The organism is Gilliamella sp. Pas-s95, assembly GCF_009795795.1.
Taxonomy (GTDB): domain Bacteria; phylum Pseudomonadota; class Gammaproteobacteria; order Enterobacterales; family Orbaceae; genus Gilliamella; species Gilliamella bombicola.
In genome coordinates this window covers 14,320-40,169 of record NZ_WTFC01000015.1, presented here as the reverse complement: position 1 = coordinate 40,169, position 25,850 = coordinate 14,320, and the positions used below count along the sequence as shown (strand labels likewise).

Sequence of the window (25,850 nt, the reverse complement as noted above, 5' to 3'; positions counted from 1 at the left end):
ACATCCTTTCCGTTCTAATTAATAGAAAAAAGAGTAGCAAATGAACTCGTTCATCTTCAGAATAAATATAACGTCCAATAGCAAGCGATACAGGCTCATCCCTAAAGGTTTCGATGACTAATTTGGGAACACTAAATTTACCAGTTTTAAATCGTTTAATTAATTCAAGATTAGAGGATTCAAGAAAGTCATTAATTTTCTTAATAGTATAACTAAGCTGTTTACGAGTTAACCCAAATTCAGATTAAAGCTCTACACCACTCATATTTGGATTATGAATTAATGCTTTTAAAACAACATGAATTCGCTTATCGACAACCATATAATAATTACCTTATTGTTCGTTGTCTGATGGCAACTAATATTACCACCAGATTTATTGCAAAATATGTTCAACGAATACTTTAGATCTCATTTATTCATTATTTTTCCGCTATATCCTGCATAACTTCTTTACGCAGTTCACGAGCATAAAAAATACCCCACACACCAATAAACAGCTAAAACCAATGAAACAAAATAGCCTTTTAAGCATTACCAAATAAATAAGTTGATTCCCCTGTATTCCGCCTGCTTTAGTGCAGACGGAATAAGGAAATAACGAGATCATTAAAAATTGATACATTAATTTTTAAATGAATGAATTGGAGCAGGAATTCGCCCCCCACGGTTGATGAAATCACATGAACCAAATTTGCTTACCGGCATAACTGGTGCATGACCTAATAAGCCACCAAATTCGATATTATCGCCGACTTTTAAACCCACCGCAGGAATAATTCTTACCGCCGTTGTTTTATGGTTAATCACCCCTATTGCAGCCTCATCAGCAATAATTGCTGAAATAGTTTCAGCTGGCGTATCACCGGGGATTGCAATCATATCGAGTCCAACTGAACACACACAAGTCATCGCTTCAAGTTTTTCAAGATTTAGTGCACCGTTATTGACAGCATCAATCATCCCAGCATCTTCAGAAACAGGGATAAATGCTCCGCTTAAACCACCGACATGACCACATGCCATTACGCCACCTTTTTTAACAGCATCGTTAAGCATAGCCAGTGCCGCTGTTGTACCATGTGTGCCAACTGCTTCTAACCCCATTTCTTCTAAAATATGGGCAACCGAGTCGCCAATGGCTGGCGTTGGCGCTAACGATAAATCGACAATGCCAAATTTAACACCTAAACGTTCAGAAGCCTCTTTACCAACCAGTTGTCCCATTCGTGTAATTTTAAATGCGGTTTTTTTGATGGTTTCAGCAACAATATCAAAAGGTTCACCTTTAACTTTTTCCAACGCTCGCTTAACTACACCAGGTCCACTAACACCCACATTTATAACACAATCAGCTTCACCTACACCATGAAAGGCACCGGCCATAAATGGGTTATCTTCAACTGCATTGGCAAACACAACTAACTTAGCGCATGCCATACTGCTATTATCTGCAGTTAATTTCGCCGCTTCTTTGATAATATGCCCCATTTGCTTTACAGCATCCATGTTGATCCCTGTTTGGGTTGAACCAACATTAACTGATGAACAAACTCGTTCGGTTTGTGCTAGTGCTTGAGGAATAGATTTAATTAAAATTTCATCGCCTTTATGATAGCCTTTTTGCACCAGTGCCGAAAAGCCACCAATAAAGTTAACACCTACCGCTTTGGCCGCTTCATCCAGTGTTTTGGCAAACGCGATATAATCTTTATCATCGCTTGCACCAGCAATCAAGGACATTGGTGTGACAGAAATACGTTTATTAATAATTGGAATACCAAATTCTGATGTAATCTCATCGCCAACTTTGACCAAGTTTTTAGCTAATCGTGTAATTTTGTCATAAATTTTTTGCCGTGCTTTTTCACCATTACTATCTATACAATCAAGAAGAGAAATACCCATGGTTATTGTGCGGATATCAAGCTTTTCTTCCTCAATCATTTTAATGGTTTCGAGGATCTGTTTTGTTTCCATTAGAACTATCCTTTAAAATAAACAACGAATTAATATTACAAACGATGCATAGCATCAAAAATTTCTTCACGTTGTAAGTTGACCTTGACCTTAAGCTTATCGCCTGTTTGGATAAGAGTTGTTTTTACCTCATCAAATGACACTTTAATTTTAGATAAATCAAGTAGCATAATCATCGTAAAATATTCATCCATAATGGTTTGGCTGACATCTAAAATATTAATATCTAATTCATACAATTTTTGGCTAATACCGGCAATAATTCCCGTTTGATCTTTACCGATGACTGTTAAAATAGTTTTCATAATACTCTCCGCACAAATTTTAGACAGTTAAATAGTATTTATTGAGCTAACTATAATAGCATCTTCAAAAATTATCGAAATAGGAGTAGATTGTTTTTTTTATTAAAACAAAAAATTATCAAAATAAATAGAAAGGGCGATATTATGGTGAATTTCCAAAAATCCAATAAATTGGAACATGTTTGTTATGACATTCGTGGACCAATTCTTGAACATGCAAAGCGACTCGAAGAAGAAGGTCAAACTATTCTTAAACTCAATATTGGAAATCCCGCTCCTTTCGGTTTTGCTGCCCCTGACGAATTATTAGTTGATGTAATTAGAAATTTATCTTCTTCACAGGGTTATTGTGACTCCAAGGGTCTTTATTCTGCTCGAAAAGCAATCATGCAACATTATCAAGCCCGGGGAATTAATAGTTTAGATGTTGAAGATATTTACATTGGCAACGGTGTATCAGAACTAATAGTGCAATCTATGCAAGCATTACTTAATAGTGGTGATGAAATACTCGTTCCTATGCCTGATTATCCATTATGGACGGCAGCAGTTAGCTTGTCTGGCGGTAATGCTGTGCACTATCTTTGCGATGAAGAAGCAAACTGGTCACCAGATTTGGAAGATATTAAACAAAAAATCACTCCAAAAACGAAAGGAATAGTGATTATTAATCCCAATAACCCAACTGGCGCTGTTTATAGTAAAGATGTGTTACTTGAAATCGCGGAAATTGCTAGGCAACATAATTTGATTATTTTTGCTGACGAAATTTACGATAAGATTTTATATGATGATGCAGAGCATTATTCTATCGCCGCATTAGCACCTGATTTATTTGTTATTACCATGAGTGGTCTATCAAAAACTTATCGAGTTGCAGGATTCAGACAAGGCTGGATGGCACTTTGTGGCCCTAAACAACACGTAAAAGGTTACATTGAAGGCTTAAATATGTTGGCTTCAATGCGTTTATGTGCCAATGTGCCATTACAACATGCAATTCAAGGTGCGCTAGGTGGTTACCAAAGTATCAACGAATTTATTGTGCCGGGAGGACGACTATACGATCAGTGTATGTTGGCCTGGAGACTGCTTAATGACATACCCGGCGTTTCATGCACAAAACCACAAGGTGCTTTGTATCTATTTCCAAAATTAGATCAGAAAAAGTTTAATATCCATAACGATCAAAAATTAGTGTTGGATTTTTTATTGCAAGAAAAAGTGCTACTTGTACAAGGGACCGGATTTAATTGGCATAAACCAGATCATGTCAGAATTGTTGCATTACCTCATTCCGGTGAACTTGAAGATGCTATTGGGCGATTTGCTAAATTCTTATCTTCTTATAAACAATAAATCGATAATTCATTTATTCCCAGTTTTTACTGGGGATAAATTTAATAGTTCAATCAAGATATCTATAAAATGACATCAGTGCCTTCAAATAATTTTTCAATTTTTTAGTACTTGAATCTAATGCTAGTAAAAGATCTTTTTCAACTCTTTCTATCTGTTCTTGTAGTTTGGTAACATCAATCAAAATAGCCATATTACCTTTAACTATTTCATCATGAAGACAAGCAACCTCACAATAAAACGTTGAGTTGTTAGCGTTGTTGACGAACACTTCACTTCATATTATCCCAAACAAATGTATAAAATTTAAAGGCTAACTGCGTGCCCCAAAATAGCAATATTATCAGTTAATTCAAATTGCAAAGATTTCTGAAAGTAGGAGTTTTTTTATAACTTCTCATGTTTTCGAATTGTACAGCTTGTTTATAACCTTGATTTGCTGCTAAGCAGCCCCCACAACTGTTGCGTTCAGAATAAAAAGTTGACTAATCCAAAAAAACGGCTTTTTTATTTCATCAATTTTATCTATCTTAGAGTTTGACATTATTTTATCAGATTGCATTTTCTTTACTCCCCGAGCCAACAATTGATAAATAGCAAAAAAAGCGCCATGAATGGCGCTTTAGACTAAGAATAATTTTTATTTTTTTAGTTCAGCTAGTTTTTTACGAATGTTTTTAGCGCGATCTGATGAAGATGGATGACTACTTAAAATTGAAGCATCACCGCCACCTAATTTATCAAATGCTGTTGCAAGACCTGCTGGATTAATTTTTTTCTTAACTAAGTAATCGAAAGAGTAATTGTCTGCATCTTGTTCTTGTTTTTGTGAAAACTGAGAATTAATCACAGCTGATGCTAAAGCACCTAATTTAGATTTAGATAATGAAGCTACTGCTGCATTACCTGATGCTGCCGCAGCATCACGTGCGATTTCAGTTGCATAAGCAACTTGCATTGCTTTTTTACTATGACCTAAAGCAACATGGCCTAATTCGTGACCTAAAACACCTTCAATTTCATTATCAGTCATCATGTCCATTAAACCACTATAGACACGAACGCAACCATTAGCCATTGCCCAAGCATTAACATCTTTTGTAATATATACTTTATAGTTAATTGGTGTTCCATCTAAGTTATTACCAAGCGCTTTAGCAATTTTATTTAATCGTTTAGCATAAGCACTTTTTGCTGGAGCAATTTTTGATTGTGCATCCATTTCAGCACATGATTTTTGGCTTAATGCTTTCACATCATTATCACTTAGAGTTGCCGCTTTCAAACCTTTCATACCAAGACTCGTTAAATCATCTACACCCATATTTTTACAACCAACGAGTGACATCGCAGCGACTAAAGGCAATGCAACCAACAATGTTTTTTGATGTTTTTTCATATTATTTTCCTTATATTAATATAAATTTTAATGTCTAAATTTTGTTAGACAATCGAAATTTTAACGTAACCATCATAATAATCAATAAATAATTACTTGATTAGACATTATGGGAGCTTTAGACTAACGCCTCATTTTTTGAGGAAAAAAAATTATGCAACTATCCGATTTTGATTTTTATCTTCCTAAAGAGCTAATTGCTAAACACCCTAAAAAAACCAGAAGCGCGTGCCGACTTTTATCTCTTAATAGCCATACAGGTAAAATTGAAGATAAGGTATTCACTGATATTGTTGATAAAATCAATCCTGGAGATTTACTTGTTTTTAATGACACAAAAGTTATTCCTGCTCGCTTATATGGGAAAAAAGCATCAGGAGGAAAAATTGAAATACTAATTGAAAGATTATTAGATGGTAACCGTGCTCTTGCACATATTAAAGCATCGAAATCCCCAAAAGCAGGTGCTGAACTGATACTAGGGGAAGATACCTCCATTAGTGTTATTATGTTAGCACGCCACGATGCGTTATTTGAATTGCAATTTCCTGATAATGTACTTAACATTTTAGATAAAATTGGTCATATTCCATTACCACCTTATATAAATCGTCCAGATGATGAACAAGATCGTGAAGTTTATCAAACAGTTTATAACAGAGTACCTGGTGCTGTTGCTGCACCAACGGCAGGTCTTCATTTTGATAAACCTCTATTAGAAAAATTAAAACAAAAAGGGGTTGAAATGGCATTTGTCACCCTACATGTTGGTGCAGGAACATTTCAACCAGTTAGAGTTGAAAATATTGAAACACATGTTATGCACTCCGAGTATGCCGAAGTACCTGAATCTGTTGTGGAAGCAGTGTTAGCGTGTAAAGCAAGAAACAATAAAGTTATCGCTGTCGGGACAACATCTGTTCGAGCTTTAGAAAGTGCAGCTCAAAAAACAGGTAAAATAGCACCTTTTTTTGCTGATACTCAAATTTTTATATATCCGGGCTATCAATTTAAGGTTATTGATTCACTGATAACTAATTTCCATTTACCTGAATCAACGTTGATTATGCTTGTTTCTGCATTTGCTGGTTACAAAAATACCATGGATGCCTATCAACATGCAGTTAATGAAAAATATCGATTTTTTAGTTATGGTGATGCAATGTTTATCACCACTCAGGATAACCAATCTTAAAGGCATGTTCAATAAATAGCCAAATAAAGTTAAACTAAGCTTTAGTAGCTAAAACTTGTTTGGCTATTTTAAAACTATCAATATAAATACTTATTTACTGCTTAATCTATCTAAAATACGATCAATACGTTTTGTATTTGATGGATGTGATGTTATTTTTTTTGTTGAATGAATCGGCATCTTTTTTAACATAGTGACAAGCCCCATAGGGTTAATATTTTCGCGTATTAATAAATCTAAAGCATAATGATCAGCTTCAAACTCATATTGTTGAGCAATATCTTCTTTAATAAGAACAATGATATCGTCATTAACTATTTCAACATAAGGGGCGAGTCTGAATGATTTTATAGCATGTTTAAGGGCAATATGAGCTTGTTCATGAGCTAAAACCGCCTGTAGCTCATTATCACTCAGTAATTTCATAAGCCCACTATTTATACGAATACAACCATTAACTGTAGACCAAGCATTAGGATCGGTATTTAAATAAACTTTGTAAGTTACTTCAATATTATTAACCTGTTTAGGTAATGTTTGGGTTAGCATTTCAAGTTTTTTATAAAGCCAACTATTTTCATTAGCAATAACAGATCGTTTATCTGATTGAGCACACGATTGAGCCCCAATAGCCATAAGATCTTGTTCAGATAACTGTTTAATTTGTTCTGAAGTAATAATAAATGTAGTTTCATTCTTTTGGTTTTGACAACCAGCCAGTAAACTAAATAAAAAGCATAACATTAAAAATGAAATAATATGTTTCAAAGGTCTTAACTCCTTTCAATATTGTCTATTGCGCCCTAGCACGATAAACTATGCCCCCGCAAATGAATGATACAGCTACGTATTATAACAATGATTGGCGCCAAACTGTTTATTTGGTCGCAAGAGGTTAATAAAAAATGAAATTTGAATTAGATAATACTGACGGGTTAGCACGTCGAGGTCGCATGAAATTCGATCGACGAGGGATCGAATATACTGTTGAAACTCCAGCATTTATGCCGGTTGGTACTTATGGAACCGTAAAAGGTATGACACCTGAAGAGGTTTCAGCAACCGGAGCTCAAATCTTACTTGGTAATACATTCCATTTATGGTTAAGGCCTGGGCAAGAAATCATGCGCAAACATGGCGACTTACATGATTTTATGCAATGGCATGGCCCAATTTTAACCGATTCTGGTGGATTCCAAGTTTTTAGTTTAGGTGATATTCGCAAAATAAAAGAAGAAGGCGTCTATTTCCGTAATCCAATCAATGGGGATTCAATTTTCTTATCCCCCGAAATTTCAATGGAAATTCAATACGATTTAGGTTCAGATATTGTCATGATTTTTGATGAATGTGCACCCTTTCCAGCAGACTGGGATTACGTCAAAAAATCAATGGAGATGTCATTACGCTGGGCCAAACGAAGTCGCCAGAGATTTGATGAATTAGGCAACAAAAATGCGCTATTTGGTATCGTGCAAGGCGGTATACATCAGGAATTACGTGATATCTCAATTAAAGGATTAACCGAAATTGGCTTCGATGGCTATGCGGTTGGGGGATTGGCTGTTGGAGAACCTAAAGCGGATATGCACCGAATTTTAGAAGGTACTTGTCCACAATTACCTGCCGATAAACCTCGTTACCTAATGGGAGTAGGTAAACCTGAAGATTTAGTTGAAGGAGTACGCCGCGGAATTGATATGTTTGACTGTGTAATGCCAACCCGAAATGCGCGTAATGGCCACTTATTTGTTACCGATGGTGTGATAAAAATCCGGAATGCTAAATATAAAGACGACATCACACCACTTGACCCTCATTGTGACTGTTATACGTGTAAGAATTATACAAAATCTTATCTTCATCATTTAGATAAGTGTGGTGAGATTTTAGGTGCGCGTTTAAATACCATCCACAATTTACGTTATTACCAACGCTTAATGGCAGAAATTCGTGAAGCTGTTGCTAACAAACGTTACGAAGATTTTGTTGTCGAATTTTATCAACGCATAGGTAAAACACCGGCACCTTTATCAAAATAAACATGTAATGGGCATAATTTTTTGCGGTAAGTATTGACACTTTTTAGTTAGCGCAGTATTATGCGCATCCTAACGGCGAGTAGCGCAGCTTGGTAGCGCAACTGGTTTGGGACCAGTGGGTCGGAGGTTCGAATCCTCTCTCGCCGACCAATTTTATTAGAAAAGCCTGCTCACATGAGTAGGTTTTTTTATTATCTCTATTTCAAAATGATAACAACCGATTTATATTTCAAACATAACTTAGCAAAATAACGTTGCATTAACAATGCAACTAAAAACTAGCATCTAATATCGTCTTTATTCTATCTAACCTTTATCAAAGCTATAAACTGGCACGGGATTTAATGACAGGGAGTAATGTCGATAAATCTGACTTATACTGTTTTACTATGTTTTTTAGCTTATTTAATAATAAAATTGCAATATATTCCCCTATTTGTTTGGATTGCAATGCCACTGTTGTCAAAGGGGGAAAGCTAACTTGACTAAACTCATTATCACCAAATCCGCTCACAGCTAATTGATAAGGAACACGAATATGTCTCCGCTGACATTCATACAGTACACCACAGGCTAATTCATCTGTAGTACAAATTAGAGCATCAAGTTCGGACCAGTTCAAAAGTATATCGGGTAACAGTTCTGCGCCAGTACTGAAATTAGCAGGTTTTGCAGCATTAACTATCCGATGAGAAGGTAAATGATAAGTAAGCATCGCTTTGTGCCAACCATGCAAACGTTGTTGAAAAAGATGATATTGCTGATTGGCACACAGTAATCCGATATTTTGGTAACCTTTTTTAATTACATGCTCGGTTAATTTATACATTGCAAGACTATCATCAAATTCAACATTAATGTCTATCAATTCTTCATGTTTTTTCCCAATATTCATAATCGGTACTGTTTTATTTTGAATAATTTTTTCTATTAGATCATCATTTTCAATATAAAAGAGTAATATTGCCTCAAGATTATGACTGTATAGTGTGTCTAACAATTGTGATTCACACTTATGGTAATGATAAGATTCGATGATTAATGTCGTATAACCTTCCTTTGCGAGATGTGTTTGCAGTACATCTAGCAATATTTGTGCTGAATGGTCATAAATTTTTGTTGTAATAACTGCAATAACGCGATTAGCAGAAGCGGATGCCAATAAACTTGCAGCTATATTGGGTTTATATCCTAACGTATCAACAGCTAATTGGATCTTTTGACGAAGCTTATCAGAAACTTTTTCTGGCATGCGTAAAGCTCTTGATACTGTCATTGTTCCCACACCAGCATATTTAGCGACATCAAATAAGGTAATTTGCCCTGTACCTCTGCGTTTTTTCGTATCCTGCATCTTTCATTCCGATTGAATTTAACTTAGTTTTTTTATTTATGCAAACCTTGCTTTAAAAATAGCAAAGTAACAGAAGATGACTTATTAACTATGTCTGGTATAACGAGTTTTAAACTACCACTTTCTGTATAATATTATTATGCCAATATTAAATTATTTTAGAATTAATTCTTTAAAATGTTATCTATATCACACAATAGGTAACATTTTTATCTACTTTTGATAGCGCTATCACATTTCTACCATTTTTTAATTCCTATTGTTACTCAGTATGTTAACTTGCTTAATGACAATCAATAATAACAATTTTAATGGAGGTAGAATGTTAAAAACATGGTTAACCTGTAAAACAGTTAATGTTGTCGATTCTGTCAGTGATTGGAAAGAGGCAATACAACTTTGTGCTGTGCCATTATTAGAAAATAATACCATTACACCAAGTTATATTAAGGCTATTTTTGAACTGCACGAATCTATAGGGCCTTATTACGTATTGGCACCGGGTATTGCGATGCCCCATGCTAGACCAGAACAAGGTGTAAATCAATTAGGCTTATCCATGTTATTAGTCAAGCAAGGAGTTAAATTTAACTCTCAAGAGAATGATCCTGTCTATTTAATTACTTTATTAGCAGCCAATGATAGCACCAGCCACATTGAGATGTTAACACAATTGGCAACACTCTTCGGTGAATCAAACGATATCCAAACAATTTTTAATTCACAAAATCGTGATGAAATATTAGCTGTTATCGAACGTTATTAAATTCAATTAAAATCAACAAAAGGATAAACAAAATGAAAATTATGGCAGTTTGTGGTTCAGGCCTTGGCAGTAGTTTTATGGTTGAAATGAATATTAAAAAAGTCATTAAAAAACTAAATATTGATGCAGAAGTCACTCACGCAGATCTTGCATCTGCAACACCCGATCAAGCAGATCTATTTGTTATGACAAAAGATTTAGCCGCCAGTTCAGGCATTCCAAACGATAAATTGGTCATTTTAAACAACATAATAGATATCAATGACTTAGAAGCAAAGCTCGTTGAATATTTTGCAAAGCATTAGTCAAATTATGAGGTATTGCTATGATTCAAGAAATAATAAAATTTATTGTTGATATTCTAAAAGCACCAGCTGTATTAGTTGGGCTTATTGCAATGGCAGGGCTTATCGTTCAACGTAAATCATTTGCTGATACAGTAAAAGGTACTGTTAAAACCATTTTAGGATTTTTGGTATTAAGCGGTGGTGCTACTGTACTTATTAGCGCAATTACACCGTTAGGCATGATGTTTGAGCAAGCTTTTAAATTGCAAGGTATTATTCCGAATAACGAAGCAATTGTCTCTCTGGCATTAAACAAGTATGGCACTGCAACTGCCTTAATTATGGCATTTGGTATGGTTGCCAATATTGTCGTTGCGCGGTTTACCCGTTTGAAATTTATATTCTTAACAGGACACCATACTTTTTATATGGCTTGTATGATTAGTATTATTCTAACTGTAGCTGGTTTTGAAAGCTGGCAATTAGTGTTGACTGGTTCATTAGTACTTGGTCTTATTATGGCTTTCTTCCCTGCTTTAGCTCAACCACAAATGCGCAAGATTACAGGTAATGATGATGTAGCATTTGGTCACTTTGGGACTTTAGGATATGTTCTAGCTGGTTATCTTGGTAAATTAGTGGGTAAAAATTCTCGTTCAACTGAAGATATGAATTTACCTAAAAATTTAAGCTTTTTAAGGGATAGTTCAATTTCTATCTCACTAACGATGATGATCATCTATTTAATTCTTGCCATATTTGCTGGTTCTGCTTACGTCGAAACCTCTTTAAGCAAAGGAGATAATTATCTCGTTTATGCAATCATTGAAGCAATTACCTTTGCCGCTGGTGTTTTTATTATTTTGCAAGGTGTTAGACTAATTCTTGCGGAAATCGTACCTGCATTTACCGGTTTCTCAGAAAAATTAGTTCCAAATGCCAAACCTGCATTAGATTGTCCTGTCGTTTTCCCGTATGCACCTAATGCTGTTTTAATTGGCTTCCTATTTAGTTTTCTTGGCGGATTAGTTGGCCTATTTGTTTTGGGCCAATTAAATACAGTACTTATACTACCTAGTGTAGTTCCTCATTTTTTCTGTGGTGCAACAGCTGGGGTATTTGGTAATGCAATGGGAGGACGTCGTGGTGCAATGCTTGGCGCCTTTGCTAATGGTTTATTGGTCACATTTTTACCCGTTGTGTTATTGCCTGTATTAGGATCATTAGGTTTTGCAAATACGACCTTCTCTGATGTCGACTTCTGTGGCATTGGGATCATCCTTGGAAATATGGCTAAATGGTTTAATAAAGATGTAATAATGGGGATTATTATCGCCATTTTTGCCATATTAGTGATTTATAATTATATTGCTAAACCTAAAGTTGATACAAAAAATTAAGCATACTTAATATAAACGCTAATCATATTAGATATGCTAATTGTAGAAAAACCCTCGATATAATCGGGGGTTTATTTTTTTATTTAGCAAAAAATAAGCTTTTTAATTCTGCTAATAAAGTTTCTTTTACTGATACTTTAAAATAGCATCAAACAAACTATTTAATCAGTAATCAAGGTGCTATTATCTAGCCATACTGCCATACATGATTAACAAAACAACAACGCCGATTGCCAATATCGCTGTAGTGTATTGTGTTTTGATACGATACTTTTTCACTTCACCAACTGACAGATCTCTATTTTGGTTCTTACGTTGATAGTAATAGTACATTGGTAAACCAATTAATGTCAGTACGATTGATGCAATACCATTTTCTGTCTGATGAATCAGCATTCCATAAATGACATAAATAGAACCTGCAATGGCAATAATAGGAATAAGTGGGTAACCAATTACTTTATAAGATCTTGGTATATTGGGGTATTTTTTTCTGGCTATAATAACACCAATAAAAGTTAATAAATAAAAAACCCAAATCGAAAACATTGAAATTTCAGACAAACGATCGGCATCTAATAATACCGAGTATAAAAATGAAAAAACGACAAGCACTAAAATTGCATTTACCGGTGAACGGCTGTCTTCATCTATTGTGCTTAAATAACGCGCACCAACAATATTGCCTCGCTCAGCCATACTAAAAATAGTACGTGATAATGTCATGATATAGCCATTAATTCCGCCCAAAATTGAGACCATGATACCAACTGCAACCAGATTACCACCTAAATGTCCAAACAGACGTTGCGATGCAACAGAAGAAGCCTTATGTCCTAATGAGACCATCTCTTGAACTGGAAAGATTTTAAATAATGCAATATTGATACAAGCATAGACAATGACTAAAAATATAATTCCCAAAATAATTGCTTTAGGCAATACTTTAGCTGGGTTATTAATTTCACCCGCAACCGATGCTACTTGAGCCCAGCCATCATAAGCAAATAATGTAGCTAAGATCGCAACAGCAAAAGGGGCATACGTCTCAATACCCTGACCACTAGCACTAAATAATGCAACTTGCCCATTACCTTTACATAATCCAAATATCGCTAGTAACAGTATTGGGATCAATTTACAAGCTGTCGCAATAGTTTGCAGATAGCCAGCTTGTTTAACACCAATTGCATTAATAAAAGCAATAAAACCTAATGCTCCAGCTCCTACTGCCATTTTGTATGTACTTTCAATTTTAAATAATGAACAAAACACCGAACTAAAATAGCCTACTAGTGCACCAATTAAAGCAGGCGAAAAAATGACTGTCATCATCCAACCATAAAGATGAGAAATTTTGGCACCATAGATTTTTTCTAAATAAACGAGCATTCCACCAGTTTTTGGAAACATTACACCTAGTTCACAAAGTGTTAACCCACCACAAATAGAAATAACACCACCAATTATCCAAGCTAATAGTGCATAATGATAATCACCGGCTACTTCTAGTACTGCAGGGGGTTTCATAAAAGCACCTGCCCCTAAAACCATGCCCACAACCAGTGATAATGCAGAAACTAAACCAAGATCTTTTCTCAATTTATTTTCTAAATTATGTTCTGACATAAAGATTCCTTTAAACATATAAATAAACGTGAAAAATTTATTCATAATAGGGGTTTATTTATAAAATACAAGAAAGATTCACTTTACCTAATTAAAAACTTAAAAAATAAGTATGATAAAATAAATAAAAAGTCAGTAAAAGCTTACTTTTTATTCGTTATATTTTTGAAAAATTATTCATTTTTCTTCGTTTCCATATCAACAACCATACGACCTCGAATTTTACCAGCCTACATTTTCTCAAATCATATCATTGATATTTCCCTATATAACTAAATAATAATTAAAGTTCCACGATCAGTATTTATTATGCAATATCTTTAGCAATATACTTTTGACTGTTATTATTAATTAATAAAAATAACCCAATCAATGCACCAAATCCAAATAATCCAATAACATAAATGGCAGGCGCCATTTTGCTCACAAAATCACTCAAAAAGGAGATCAACAAAGGGGTTAATCCGCCGGTAATGGCGTAAGCCATATTAAATGAAAACGATACCCCACTGTAACGAATCTGAGTAGGAAACACGGTCACCATAAAATAAGCAAAAGAACCAACAATACCGACGACAAAACCCGTTAATGAATAAGTCACAAATAAAAGGTACGGATTATCTAATGAAAGATAAAAAATAGCGATAACAATGGTTGCAATAGTACAACCTATAAATATCACTTTCCCCATAGCAAATTTATCCATCATCATGCCATAAAAAGTACAACTTATAATGAGCCCAATAATTGCTAATATATTCCCTTGCAACGCATCGATCGGCGAGTAGCCAAATTGCTTTTGTAATAAAATTGGCGTCATTAGCATAATGACCATAATACCCGCAGACAGCACCCAAGTAAGTAACATTGACAAAATAGTCTGAGGTAAATACTGCGTCAACACAGTGATAACCGGTATTTTTTTAGCCAATTCTTGTTGTTTACGCTTTTGCATTTCCAGAAAAATTGGTGTTTCTTTTAACCAACGACGTAAATACATTGCAATCAATCCAAAAACACCACCAATAATAAATGGCATACGCCATCCCCAATCAATGAGTTGTTCGGATGATAGGAATTTATTCATAGCCGTTGAAACTAACGAACCGAGTAAAATACCTAGGCTTAATCCACTGGTTAAAATGCCACATGCCAATCCAATTTTATTTTTCGGCACATGCTCAGCAACAAAAGTCCAAGCCCCTGAAACTTCACCACCAACCGCTAATCCCTGACACAATCGCATTAATAACAATAATAGAGGAGCAAAAATACCAATATGCGTGTAAGTAGGTAAACAACCTATAAATAGTGTTGGTAATGCCATAAGTAATATACTTAACGTAAACATTTTTTTGCGACCGAACAGATCGCCAAAGTGTGCCATTACAATACCGCCAAATGGGCGAATCAAATATCCAGCAGCAAAAATACCAAAAGTTTGAACTTGACTAAGCCAAGCCGGCATATCATTTGGAAAAAAAAGATGACTAATGGTTATTGAAAAAAAGACAAAAATAATAAAATCATAAAATTCTAATGCTCCACCTAATGCGGAAAGAGCTAATGTTTTATAGTCCTGAGCATTTAGAGTTCTTGTCGGTGTATGGGTTACTACATCTTGCATGTGGATCCTTGTAAATTATTGTTTACAAACAGTTTAACATTGTGAACTACTATACCCTAACGCTTATTTTTTTAAAGGAAATCTTTGCTCGCACGATGATGCAAACTCAATCATCATCGCATTACATAATAATTGAGTTGGCTTTAATTAAGTATAGTGCTAAAACTAGCACGAATGATTAATAAATAGTCAAACAAAAAAACTACAATGGTACATCTTACTAAATGGAGAGCTATAAAATGGCTAAAAAATGTATTTCTCGTGGCAAATTCACACGTATGCAACAATTATCAAACCAAGATGGCGTTATCGCTGCATTAGCGATCGATCAACGAGGTTCAATGGTTAAGATGATGGAATCGGCCGTTGGTAAAGATCGTTATCATATTGATATGGTGTATGAATTTAAGGAGCTTGTTTCTCAAGAGTTAACTAAATATGTCAGTGCAATTTTGTTAGATGAAGAATATGGCTTTAAAGGCATGGCTGCCAAAAACAGCAATGCTGGATTAATCATGTCGTACGAAAAAACGGGATATGACGCCAATACGCCAGGACGATTACCCGATATTTTGCCCGAAGATTCATTACAACGTTTAATAAAAAAAGGTGCGGATGCCGCAAAAGTATTGGTTTATTATAATCCTGATGATCCTCAAGATATTTTAGATAAAAAGCACGCTTTTTTAGAACGTTTAGGCAATGAGGCAAGAGCAGCTGATATTCCAGTTTTTGTTGAACCTATTGTATATGATAACGTGATAACTGACGATAAAAGCCCAGAATTTGCAAAAATCAAACCACAAAAAGTCATTAATACCATTAAAGAATTTACTAAAGAGCAATATTACATTGATATTTTAAAAGTCGAAGTTCCTGTTCTCTTTAAAAATGTAGAAGGCTTTAACGATAACAACGTCGTTGTCTACACGCAAAAACAAGCAGCAGACTACTTTAAACAAGCAAGCGATGCCGCAACGCGCCCTTTCATTTATTTAAGTGCTGGCGTGCCAACAAAAACTTTCCACCAAGAACTGATTTTTGCTGGTGAAAATGGTGCTAAATATAGCGGTATTTTAGGTGGTCGTGCAACATGGTTTGAAGGAGTTGCAGCCTATGCAAATGGTGGTAAAGAGGGCTTAAAACGTTGGTTAGATCAAACTGGTCGTGAAAACGTTGAACAGCTTAACAAAATATTAAAACAATACGCTACACCTTGGTATGATATCTATGGTGGTAAAAATAATATTGAAGTGATTGATATTAAATTAAGTAATTAACATAACCATCTAATATAATTAATAACAATAAGTTATTAATAAATCAAAAAAAACAAACGGGGGTTATTTTTATTTCCCCCGTTCTTTATTATGATGTAACGTTTTATAACAATGGCTTAACATCCAAAAAATAGTAAAATCGACATTCCTGATTATTAAATGGCTCTATCAAAAAACAGATCAACCTTCGTGCGGTCTGCCATTGATTGAATATAGGCCTTAATTTTAGGTGGAAAAGTTAAAGTTTTTACACACGTCAAATTTCGTAAAATGGGAAACAAACAGATATCATCTAAAGACAATTGACCATTACACGCATTTGGCGAAACAATCAATGAATCAAGTTTATTTAATACATCTGAAACGGCAGACACTAACGAATCGGTTTGCATCAAACATTCATCAAACGAACCCATTTTCTTCGATTTACTAGTGACAAAATAATCAATAGCACTTTGTGTTGCAAATTCGGCTAAACCCAGTTTTATATAACGTGGACACACTAGCTTATAATCATATTGTTGTAACTGTTTTATTTTCTTTGCAATATTTAAAGATCTCAAACCAGTTAAAATCGGACTACCGCCATAATTGGTATCAACATAATCAACAATATCTAGGCTTTCTGGCATATAACTGCCATCATCTTTTTGTAAAATAGGTGCCATTTTTTCACCAATCATACGCTCTGGTAATGCAAAATCATCGCTCAGTAATACCTGCTGCTCAACCGATACATTTTTTAAACCAAAAATCATTCTAGCCCTGACACAAAAAGGACAATGTTCATAAATATACAGTTTCATTTTCGACTCCTTAAGCAGTCAATTGTCCAACATAAAAAAGCTAATCCCAAAAAGAATAAAAAAATCTTACTCACAGCAAATAGCGCTTTAAAATAACCAACCTGCACAACATTAATAAAAGGATAAGGATATTGATTAGTATAATAACCTCGAATAAAAATATAAACGCCATATCCAATCATCGATAATATTGATCCAACGATGACCTTAACATTAATTCGTCGAAATGGTCCCCAAATAAACCAACTTAATACTCCCAAAATAGGGATGACAACATGTAAACTTTCATTAGCTATTTTCAACAGAGTATTAGGTGGATTATGAATACTTCTTAACACTAAGTTATATATAATAATGGTGATAATCACACCAACTAACCCATTCAACCGAATAACTTTAAAACTATACCGGTGACAATTAGGATTGACTGCTAGCCAAAAACAACTCAATGCCAACATTAAATTCGATAAAACAGTAAAGAAACTATAATAATAAACTAATCGCCCTATTGGAGAACTTGGTTGCCAAGGACGAAATTGAGTATGACAATAAATATAAGTTTCCATGGCAATAATAAAGATAGCAAACAGCGCAATAAAAAGATTAACACATCGCTTTAACATAAATAATATTAAAATAACCAAAACCGCAGTATATAGTAATTAATAAAGAAAATAAAAAAATAAGCTACAGCTGTTATAAAAGAAACTTATTGACAAATAGTATATAATGTAACGAATAAATGTAATGTAGAGATGATTTTGATGTCTAATCAAGACACGCCAACCCAAAATAAACGGTTAATAGAACGTTTTCTAGATTCATTATGGCTAGAAAGAAACTTAGCTGAAAATACCATTGAATCTTATAGGCTTGATTTGTTGGCATTAAATCAATTTTTACAACAACAAAATGTCACCTTTCTGACTGCACAAACACATAATTTACAAGAATTTTTAATGCAACGCGTAAAAGATGGGTATAAAGCAAGTAGTTCTGCACGTTTACTTAGCGCAACTAAACGTTTTTTTCAGTATTTATATCAGGAAAATTATCGTACCGATGATCCCTCTGCGGTGCTATCATCCCCTAAACTTCCCAAAAAATTGCCTAAAGATTTAACCGAATCACAAGTGAGTGCGTTACTTGAATCCCCTAGTATCGAAGATCCTATCGAACTAAGAGATAAAGCCATGTTAGAAGTACTTTATGCAACAGGCTTGCGCGTGTCCGAGCTAGTAAATTTAGAAATTAGTGATATTAGTTTACGACAAGGCGTCGTAAGAGTTATAGGAAAAGGAAACAAAGAACGCCTAGTACCACTGGGAGAAGAAGCCATTTATTGGCTTGAATATTATTTTAAATATGCCCGAAACGATCTTCTAAAAAACGGCGCTATTGACGCTCTCTTCCCAAGCCGATTAGGTAAAAAAATGACACGACAGACGTTTTGGCATAGAATAAAATATTATGCCATACTGACCGGCATCAATATTGAGGCACTTTCGCCCCATGTGCTTCGACATGCTTTCGCAACCCATTTACTTAATCATGGAGCGGATTTGCGTGTTGTACAAATGTTGCTTGGACACAGTAGCTTATCAACTACACAGATTTATACTCATGTGGCAACAGAAAGATTAAAACAATTACATAGTAAACATCATCCTCGAGCATAATACTCGAAAAAATAAGGATAATTAAATGAAAAAATTAGTTTTAGGTTTGGTATTAATATCAACTACAGCGCTAGCAAGTAATACCGATATTATTAATTCGATGGGTAAATTAGGCTACAACGAACAAAATATCAAAATTACAACTAGCCCCATAAACGGTTTAAAAAGTGTCAAAACACCTGATGGTATTTTTTATGTTACTGATGATGGAAAATACCTAAGTCAAGGTCCTATTTATGACGTTCAAGGCGATCAACCTGAAAATATCGCCAATAGCTACAATCTTAGCTTAATAAAATCAATTGAAAACGATGCTATCGTTTATAAAGCTAATAATGAAAAATACATCATTTCAGTTTTTACTGATTACACTTGCCATTACTGTCAATTACTACATGAAAATATCAATAAATATTTAGACGCGGGTATTTCTGTACACTATTTTGCTTTCCCTCGCGCAGGCGCTGACAGTGATGTTGGTAAAAACATGCAATCCATTTGGAGTGTAACTAACCGTAAAACAGCATTTGAGAATGCTTATAAAGGCAACACTATTCCTAAAGCTAACAGTATGGTGCCTTACGTAACACAGCAATTCAATATCGGTAGAAAAATCGGAATTAATGGTACACCAGCGATTATTTTACCTGATGGAGAATTAGTTTCTGGTTATGTTCCAGCAGATAAATTAATTGAAACTTTAGATAAAAAAGTAACTAAATAACAATTAACAAATTATTTCTGTTAAAAATTAAAACATAATACATGCTAGCGCCAACACGCTAGCATATAAAATATGAAAAAAAATAAATTAATACACCGTAGATTAGTTGAAGTATATCCAGAATTTACTAATGATATTCCGCTATTATTGCAGCGAATTTATGCCTTGCGTGGCATTACTAGCATGCAAGAGCTTGACTACAGCACGCGCAATCTTTGCAATTACAATAAATTAGAAGGTATTGAAAAAGCCGTTGAAATTCTTTATTCAGCAATGAAGAATAATGAACACATCATGATTGTTGGCGATTTTGATACCGACGGCGCTACAAGCACAGCCTTAACAGTTAGAGCACTTAAAAATATGGGCTGTCAATTTGTTGATTACATCATTCCAGATCGCTTTGACGATGGGTATGGATTAAGTATATCGGTTGTAAAAAAAGCTATTCTACAAAAAGCCCAGCTCATTATTACCGTTGACAATGGAATTTCTGCCACTGAGGCTGTTGATTTTGCCAAACAATCAAATTTATCGGTAATTATTACCGACCACCATTTATGCCCCGAGCAATTACCTAATGCCGATGCAATAATCAACCCTAATTTACCTAATTGTAGTTTTCCATCCAAGCATTTAGCCGGAGTGGGTGTAGCTTTTTATTTTATGCTAGCTTTACGCGCAAAATTACGACAAGAAAACTGGTTTGCTGACAAAAATTTGACCGAATATAATGTGGCAAATTTATTAGATTTAGTTGCTTTAGGTACTATTGCTGATGTGGTTAAACTTGATCACAATAATCGTATTTTAGTTCACCAAGGTATAAACAGAATTCGATCTGGATATTGTAGTGAAGGTATCAAAGCCTTATTACATATCGCTAAAAAAGATCAAGCTTCTTTAACTTCAACAGATTTGGCTTTTTATATAGCGCCAAGATTAAACGCTGCAGGTAGAATGGACAATATGGCATTGGGCGTTCAATTATTACTTTGCGATAATTATGATTCAGCTATCAACAAAGCCACAGATCTTGATAATCTCAATAACGATCGAAAGCTCATTGAACAAACGATGCATGAAGAAGCTTTATCATTTATTGAAGAAGTTGAAAAACAAAACACCTCCATTCCTAACTTACTTGTGTTTTATCACCCTGAATGGCACCAAGGTATTATTGGCATTTTATCGGCACGTTTAAAAGATAAATATTATCGGCCAGTTATATCATTTGCCTCAACGCAAGACGGTTTTTTAAAAGGCTCTGGTCGCTCAATTAAAGGGCTACACCTGCGAGATCTTATTGATGAGTTAAATCAGCAACACCCTGATTTAATAACCAGCTTTGGTGGCCACGCAATGGCGGTTGGATTAACTATTCGCGAAGAAGATTTAGAACGTTTTAAAATCAGCATTGAAGCACTCTTAGACACACGATTAAAACCCGATTTACTAGAACAGGTTATTGAAACCGATGGTGAAATAGATAGCCAAGATTTTACTTACGTAATTGCCAAGCAAGTAAAAGAATCGGGCCCATGGGGCGAAGGGTTTTGTGCTCCTATTTTTGATGGTGAATTTATTATTCATCAACAACGATTATTGGCCGACAAACACCTTAAATTAGTATTGGAGCCCCAAAATGGAGGTCCACTTATTGAGGGGATATTTTTTAATGTGAATAGACAGCAATGGCCAGATCAATCGATAAAAAATGTAAAAGTAATTTATCATTTAGATGTTGATGAATTTCGCGGCAACCAAGCACTAAATTTAGTCATTAAGCATCTATGGCCTATCGCATAAGCAACTAGGATCGATTATAATTGCAAAATTGCGCTGAATATTCATCTAATTGCTGACCAGATCGACAATGGTACCCAACGTCATCAATATAAAATTTATACAACATTAAGGATACAAAATGCACATTCATATTCTTGGAATTTGTGGCACATTTATGGCAGGGATTGCATTAATAGCCCGTTCTCTAGGTCACAAAGTAACAGGCTCAGATAAAAATGTTTACCCACCAATGAGCACACTTTTACAAAAAGAGCATATTGATATCATTGAAGGATATGAACCATCACAACTAACATCTACACCAGATTTAGTCATCATCGGCAATGCCCTATCACGAGGGAATCCTTGCGTTGAATATATTTTGGACAATAACATTCCTTATATTTCAGCACCACAATGGCTACATGATAATGTATTACGTGATCGTTGGGTGATTGCTGTGGCTGGCACACATGGCAAAACCACAACTGCAGGAATGGTTAATTGGATTTTGGAAAAACAAGGTTATAAACAAGGTTTTGTGATTGGTGGCGTACCTGGCAACTTTGATGTTTCAGCAAGATTAGGTGAAGGTAATTTTTTTGTTATTGAAGCGGACGAATATGACTGTTCATTCTTTGATAAACGTTCAAAATTCATGCACTACTGCCCTAAAACATTGATCATGAACAATTTAGAATTTGATCATGCAGATATTTTTGATGATTTAAGTTCAATTCAAAAACAATTTCACCATCTAGTTCGTTTAGTACCAAGTAAAGGACTAATCATCTCGCCACAAGAAGATGTAAATTTAAAACAAGTATTGGCTAAAGGCTATTGGAGCGAACAAGTATTTACTGAATCAGAAACAGGTTGGTTAGCACAACGCATCAGCAATGATGCAAGCCATTTTGCTGTTCTCTATAAGAATAAAAAAGTAGGTGAAGTCAAATATTCATTAGTAGGCGAACATAATATGCATAATGCAGTAATGGCGATTGCAGCCGCTCATAATGTGGGTATTGAACCGGCTGACGCCTGCTTAGCATTAGGTTCGTTTATTAATGCAAAAAGACGTTTAGAGCTCTATGGTGAAGTTAATAACATCGAAATCTATGACGACTTTGCACACCATCCAACAGCCATTTTAGCAACATTAGAAGCTTTACGTAGCAAAATCGGCTCTAATCGCCGCATTTTAGCAGTTCTTGAACCCCGGTCAAACACAATGAAATTAGGCATATCTAAAGATGAGCTAGCCCCATCGCTTGGACGTGCAGACGAAATTTTCATCTTCCAACCAGAACAACTACCTTGGTTAGTTGCTGATGTGGTAGATGCTTGTATTCAACCAGCTTATTGGACTGGCGACCTTGATTTACTGGTTGAAATGATCACAAAATCAGCCCGACCAACAGATGCAATTTTAATTATGAGCAATGGTGGCTTTAATGGCATACATAACAAAATTGTAGAAAGTCTAGAAAAAAAACAAATAAAAGATCAAGAAGAGCAACCATTAAGTTAATAACGATATATTAATAGCAACATATTATGATATGCCTATCACAGGGCATATCATACAAACAGAATATATCATGAATGAAGCAATCGACATAATAGCTATATTATGTCGCAGAATAAAATTGACAAGAATTGAAAAAGTGTTATCTGATAACACCAACTAATTACAGTGAACCGTAATTGCTAGCCCACCGCGTGATGTTTCTCGATATTTTGCATTCATATCTTTTCCTGTTTCATACATAGTTTTAATCACCTTATCTAACGATACTTTTGCCGCAGTAATTCGCCTTAAAGCCATTCTCGTTGCATTAATTGATTTTACAGCAGCGATGGCATTACGCTCAATACAAGGTACCTGAACTTGACCAGCGACAGGATCGCAAGTCAATCCTAAGTTATGTTCCATCGCGATTTCTGCAGCCATGCAAACTTGCTCAGGATTACCCCCTAAAAGCTCAGCAAGCCCTGCTGCAGCCATAGAACAAGCAACACCAACTTCACCTTGACATCCAACTTCAGCACCAGAAATAGACGCATTGATTTGATAAAGTTGCCCTATCGCACCACAAGTTAGAAAAAATCGAATATAAATATCTGGTGTCACTTCGTTAATAAATTTATCATAATAAGCTAGCACCGCTGGGATAATACCACACGCACCATTTGTTGGCGCCGTCACCACTCGACCACCGGCAGCATTTTCTTCACTAACGGCAAGCGCAAACATATTTACCCAATCAATAACCACCATAGGATCACTAATAATTTTATCTTTGGTTGTAGATAATTGACGATATAACGAAAACGCACGACGAGGGACTTTTAGAGGTCCAGGCAATAATCCTTCTGTATTCATTCCACGCTTGATACATTCCAAAATAGTTTTTCCAACTCGCGAAAAATAATCTTCAATTTCTTCATAAGTGTGTAATTGCAGCTCATTTTTCATCATAATACTGGAAATTGACAATGAATTATCTTCACAATGTTTTAGTAACTGTTCGGCTGAAGAAAATGGATAAGGAAGTTTTACTGAATCTTGCTCTTGTTGGCCAAATTTTTCCTCTTCAACAATTTGACCACCTCCAACAGAATAATACGTTTTTTGAAATAGTAATGTATCACCATTATAGGCACTCAACGTCATGCCGTTTTCATGTAATGGCAAAAATTTGGAATGAAACACCATACAACTATCCAAAGGAAAGTCGATTTCGTAACGATTATGATAAATCGGTAAACGATGAGTTTGGCTTAATTTTTCGATAAAAATAGGAATATTATCAATATTAACAGTATCAGGTTTTTCACCCGCTAACCCCATAATGATAGCAATATCAGTTTGGTGCCCTTTACCTGTTAACGACAAAGAACCATAAACATCAGCAACAATTTTAGTAACCGACGACATCATATCATTGCTAATTAGTTGATCAACAAACGCCTTCCCAGCTCTCATTGGTCCAACTGTATGCGAACTTGAAGGACCAATACCAATTTTAAATATTTCAAATACTGAGCTCATTTTACTCCTTGAAATTATTATCTTTTATTTTTAAAGTAAATACACATCTATTCATAACAGGAAAACACTATGCGCGTCACCATAACATAATTAAGCTTGGAATGAATATTTAAATAATTTTGGCAAAAAACGAGTAAGAAAATTTCAAATAAACGGTATTTTTTAGTAAAAAAGACATAAACAATATAGCGATTATACCTATTGAAATTTAACATTTTATAGTGAAAAAAATAATGTTAAAAATCCCAAAATTATAAAATAACTAATTTTAAAGGCTTAATTATTAAAGATTGTATTTCAATCAAGAATTGAATCATAATAACAAATTATTCCTGTTTCTAAATGCTCAATTTCTAACTCGCCACCTGTTAAAATTTCATCACCAGAAAAATAACTTGGCTTTCTTTTTAGGGTCACTTTTCCCAAAAGCTCATCATTGTAATAAAAATACCCTTCATCACTAATTTTATTATAAGGATCATCCGATTCCATCAATCCTGTACCACAAGGACAATCGATAGAATCAATCCTATGACCATCTTTAGTTTCGCACCCATCTCCTCGCCAGCCAAAATCCAAAATTTCATCATAACTTAAATCCATTAAATAATATTTGGTTATTTTCACAGGATAATAGAGTATAGCAAAGACTAATAGCACATAAATAATATGCGATATTTTTAATTTTTTGAGTTTCATTATTTTCTTATTACTTATTACTAAATTACTTATATGAATAAAAGGCACAGGTAATGCCTGATTCAAAATCCTTAACGTACAGTTCCCCACCAGTAAATCGTTCTAAAGGAATGTAATCAGGTTTTCTTTTCAAATAAACTTTTTTCATCAGATCACTACCAATAATATAGCCATTTCCATCTTTGATATAAATACCGTTACTGTTATACGGATTCAACATGTATTCTCATTCACCCACATAAGCTCCATCATTTCTTCATAACTAAAATCAGTTAAATAATAGATAATAAATTTAACTGATTGGTATAATACCAAAACCACAAAAAAGGCTGCCACCAAGCGTGATAAATTTAATTTATTCATATCGATTTTTCCTATTACTCATGCTGATAATTTACAATTAATCTTTATGATTCACAATAATTATCAATAAAATTGCTTTAGTGTTGCGTTTGGTACTGCTAAACTAGCTCACA

25 protein-coding genes and 1 tRNA gene are annotated in these 25,850 nt (G+C 34.7%); 12 read left to right on the top strand and 14 right to left on the bottom strand.

Annotated features, from left to right (window positions below):
- Nucleotides 1-624: 624 nt before the first annotated feature.
- Both GQ598_RS05665 and GQ598_RS05660 read right to left on the bottom strand, forming a co-directional pair.
- The gene (locus GQ598_RS05665) at nucleotides 625-1,980 is read right to left on the bottom strand and encodes a PFL family protein (RefSeq protein ID WP_160402798.1); all 1,356 of its coding nucleotides are present in this window, start codon (nucleotides 1,978-1,980) and stop codon (nucleotides 625-627) included.
- 35 nt (nucleotides 1,981-2,015) lie between these two features.
- The gene (locus tag GQ598_RS05660) at nucleotides 2,016-2,285 is read right to left on the bottom strand and encodes an ACT domain-containing protein (RefSeq protein ID WP_091350381.1); all 270 of its coding nucleotides are present in this window, start codon (nucleotides 2,283-2,285) and stop codon (nucleotides 2,016-2,018) included.
- 144 nt (nucleotides 2,286-2,429) lie between these two features.
- On the opposite strand from GQ598_RS05660, the gene GQ598_RS05655 reads away from it, so the two are divergent.
- Nucleotides 2,430-3,644, top strand: coding sequence for a pyridoxal phosphate-dependent aminotransferase (locus GQ598_RS05655; RefSeq protein WP_160402796.1), 1,215 nt, complete (start codon nucleotides 2,430-2,432; stop codon nucleotides 3,642-3,644).
- A 49-nt stretch (nucleotides 3,645-3,693) separates the two neighbouring features.
- Here the strand turns inward: GQ598_RS05655 and GQ598_RS05650 are convergent, their stop codons facing one another.
- The gene (locus tag GQ598_RS05650) at nucleotides 3,694-3,915 is read right to left on the bottom strand and encodes a hypothetical protein (protein WP_160402794.1); all 222 of its coding nucleotides are present in this window, start codon (nucleotides 3,913-3,915) and stop codon (nucleotides 3,694-3,696) included.
- 369 nt (nucleotides 3,916-4,284) lie between these two features.
- Nucleotides 4,285-5,043, bottom strand: coding sequence for a M48 family metalloprotease (locus GQ598_RS05645; protein ID WP_091350371.1), 759 nt, complete (start codon nucleotides 5,041-5,043; stop codon nucleotides 4,285-4,287).
- Nucleotides 5,044-5,197: 154 nt separating this feature from the next.
- On the opposite strand from GQ598_RS05645, the gene queA reads away from it, so the two are divergent.
- On the top strand, nucleotides 5,198-6,238 hold the full coding sequence (queA, locus tag GQ598_RS05640; protein ID WP_091350368.1) for a tRNA preQ1(34) S-adenosylmethionine ribosyltransferase-isomerase QueA: 1,041 nt from the start codon (nucleotides 5,198-5,200) through the stop codon (nucleotides 6,236-6,238).
- Nucleotides 6,239-6,328: 90 nt separating this feature from the next.
- On the opposite strand, the gene GQ598_RS05635 is transcribed toward queA, so the two are convergent.
- Complete coding sequence (locus tag GQ598_RS05635) at nucleotides 6,329-7,006, bottom strand: M48 family metalloprotease (protein ID WP_160402792.1); 678 nt, start codon at nucleotides 7,004-7,006, stop codon at nucleotides 6,329-6,331.
- Between the two features lie 137 nt (nucleotides 7,007-7,143).
- Here GQ598_RS05635 and tgt point away from each other — a divergent pair, with 137 nt between their 5' ends.
- Both tgt and GQ598_RS05625 read left to right on the top strand, forming a co-directional pair.
- The gene (gene tgt, locus GQ598_RS05630; protein WP_160402791.1) at nucleotides 7,144-8,280 is read left to right on the top strand and encodes a tRNA guanosine(34) transglycosylase Tgt; all 1,137 of its coding nucleotides are present in this window, start codon (nucleotides 7,144-7,146) and stop codon (nucleotides 8,278-8,280) included.
- 73 nt (nucleotides 8,281-8,353) lie between these two features.
- Nucleotides 8,354-8,430: transfer RNA gene (locus GQ598_RS05625), tRNA-Pro, on the top strand.
- 172 nt (nucleotides 8,431-8,602) lie between these two features.
- Here the strand turns inward: GQ598_RS05625 and GQ598_RS05620 are convergent.
- The gene (locus tag GQ598_RS05620) at nucleotides 8,603-9,634 is read right to left on the bottom strand and encodes a LacI family DNA-binding transcriptional regulator (protein ID WP_160402789.1); all 1,032 of its coding nucleotides are present in this window, start codon (nucleotides 9,632-9,634) and stop codon (nucleotides 8,603-8,605) included.
- A 322-nt stretch (nucleotides 9,635-9,956) separates the two neighbouring features.
- Here GQ598_RS05620 and GQ598_RS05615 point away from each other — a divergent pair, with 322 nt between their 5' ends.
- From GQ598_RS05615 to GQ598_RS05605, 3 genes are read left to right on the top strand one after another with little or no spacing between them, the layout of a single operon-like run.
- On the top strand, nucleotides 9,957-10,400 hold the full coding sequence (locus GQ598_RS05615; RefSeq protein ID WP_160402787.1) for a PTS sugar transporter subunit IIA: 444 nt from the start codon (nucleotides 9,957-9,959) through the stop codon (nucleotides 10,398-10,400).
- A gap of 32 nt (nucleotides 10,401-10,432) precedes the next feature.
- The gene (locus GQ598_RS05610; RefSeq protein WP_091350357.1) at nucleotides 10,433-10,705 is read left to right on the top strand and encodes a PTS sugar transporter subunit IIB; all 273 of its coding nucleotides are present in this window, start codon (nucleotides 10,433-10,435) and stop codon (nucleotides 10,703-10,705) included.
- Between the two features lie 20 nt (nucleotides 10,706-10,725).
- Complete coding sequence (locus tag GQ598_RS05605; protein WP_160402785.1) at nucleotides 10,726-12,087, top strand: PTS ascorbate transporter subunit IIC; 1,362 nt, start codon at nucleotides 10,726-10,728, stop codon at nucleotides 12,085-12,087.
- Between the two features lie 183 nt (nucleotides 12,088-12,270).
- Here GQ598_RS05605 and GQ598_RS05600 read toward each other — a convergent pair whose 3' ends face one another.
- Complete coding sequence (locus tag GQ598_RS05600) at nucleotides 12,271-13,716, bottom strand: APC family permease (protein ID WP_160402783.1); 1,446 nt, start codon at nucleotides 13,714-13,716, stop codon at nucleotides 12,271-12,273.
- Nucleotides 13,717-14,023: 307 nt separating this feature from the next.
- The gene (locus GQ598_RS05595; RefSeq protein WP_160402782.1) at nucleotides 14,024-15,343 is read right to left on the bottom strand and encodes an MFS transporter; all 1,320 of its coding nucleotides are present in this window, start codon (nucleotides 15,341-15,343) and stop codon (nucleotides 14,024-14,026) included.
- Between the two features lie 239 nt (nucleotides 15,344-15,582).
- Here GQ598_RS05595 and GQ598_RS05590 point away from each other — a divergent pair, with 239 nt between their 5' ends.
- A complete protein-coding gene (locus tag GQ598_RS05590; protein WP_160402780.1) occupies nucleotides 15,583-16,623 on the top strand; it encodes a tagatose 1,6-diphosphate aldolase in 1,041 nt (346 codons plus the stop codon).
- 155 nt (nucleotides 16,624-16,778) lie between these two features.
- Here the strand turns inward: GQ598_RS05590 and grxB are convergent, their stop codons facing one another.
- Together grxB and GQ598_RS05580 are read right to left on the bottom strand one after the other, a co-directional pair.
- A complete protein-coding gene (gene grxB / locus GQ598_RS05585) occupies nucleotides 16,779-17,429 on the bottom strand; it encodes a glutaredoxin 2 (protein ID WP_160402778.1) in 651 nt (216 codons plus the stop codon).
- Nucleotides 17,426-18,052 (bottom strand): Pr6Pr family membrane protein, encoded by a 627-nt coding sequence (locus tag GQ598_RS05580; RefSeq protein ID WP_160402776.1) that lies wholly within the window; start codon nucleotides 18,050-18,052, stop codon nucleotides 17,426-17,428. The genes grxB and GQ598_RS05580 overlap by 4 nt, the downstream gene beginning before the upstream one ends.
- Before the next feature lie 141 nt (nucleotides 18,053-18,193).
- Here GQ598_RS05580 and xerD point away from each other — a divergent pair, with 141 nt between their 5' ends.
- From xerD to mpl, 4 genes are all read left to right on the top strand, one after another.
- On the top strand, nucleotides 18,194-19,108 hold the full coding sequence (gene xerD / locus GQ598_RS05575; protein ID WP_160402774.1) for a site-specific tyrosine recombinase XerD: 915 nt from the start codon (nucleotides 18,194-18,196) through the stop codon (nucleotides 19,106-19,108).
- Nucleotides 19,109-19,133: 25 nt separating this feature from the next.
- Nucleotides 19,134-19,832 carry a bifunctional protein-disulfide isomerase/oxidoreductase DsbC gene (dsbC, locus tag GQ598_RS05570; RefSeq protein ID WP_160402772.1) on the top strand — a complete coding sequence of 233 codons (699 nt, stop codon included), beginning with the start codon at nucleotides 19,134-19,136 and terminating at the stop codon, nucleotides 19,830-19,832.
- Between the two features lie 72 nt (nucleotides 19,833-19,904).
- Nucleotides 19,905-21,641: a single-stranded-DNA-specific exonuclease RecJ gene (recJ, locus tag GQ598_RS05565; RefSeq protein ID WP_160402770.1), complete on the top strand. Its 1,737-nt coding sequence runs from the start codon at nucleotides 19,905-19,907 to the stop codon at nucleotides 21,639-21,641.
- Between the two features lie 118 nt (nucleotides 21,642-21,759).
- Complete coding sequence (gene mpl, locus GQ598_RS05560; RefSeq protein WP_160402768.1) at nucleotides 21,760-23,151, top strand: UDP-N-acetylmuramate:L-alanyl-gamma-D-glutamyl-meso-diaminopimelate ligase; 1,392 nt, start codon at nucleotides 21,760-21,762, stop codon at nucleotides 23,149-23,151.
- 156 nt (nucleotides 23,152-23,307) lie between these two features.
- On the opposite strand, the gene GQ598_RS05555 is transcribed toward mpl, so the two are convergent.
- From GQ598_RS05555 to GQ598_RS05540, 4 genes are all read right to left on the bottom strand, one after another.
- Nucleotides 23,308-24,675 carry an L-serine ammonia-lyase gene (locus tag GQ598_RS05555; protein ID WP_160402766.1) on the bottom strand — a complete coding sequence of 456 codons (1,368 nt, stop codon included), beginning with the start codon at nucleotides 24,673-24,675 and terminating at the stop codon, nucleotides 23,308-23,310.
- Between the two features lie 297 nt (nucleotides 24,676-24,972).
- Entirely contained in the window at nucleotides 24,973-25,440 is a 468-nt protein-coding gene (locus tag GQ598_RS05550) for a hypothetical protein (protein ID WP_160402764.1), read from the bottom strand.
- Nucleotides 25,400-25,594 carry a hypothetical protein gene (locus GQ598_RS05545; protein WP_160402763.1) on the bottom strand — a complete coding sequence of 65 codons (195 nt, stop codon included), beginning with the start codon at nucleotides 25,592-25,594 and terminating at the stop codon, nucleotides 25,400-25,402. Before GQ598_RS05545 ends, GQ598_RS05550 begins: the two co-directional genes overlap by 41 nt.
- Entirely contained in the window at nucleotides 25,588-25,737 is a 150-nt protein-coding gene (locus GQ598_RS05540) for a hypothetical protein (protein ID WP_160402761.1), read from the bottom strand. Before GQ598_RS05540 ends, GQ598_RS05545 begins: the two co-directional genes overlap by 7 nt.
- Between the last annotated feature and the right edge of the window lie 113 nt (nucleotides 25,738-25,850).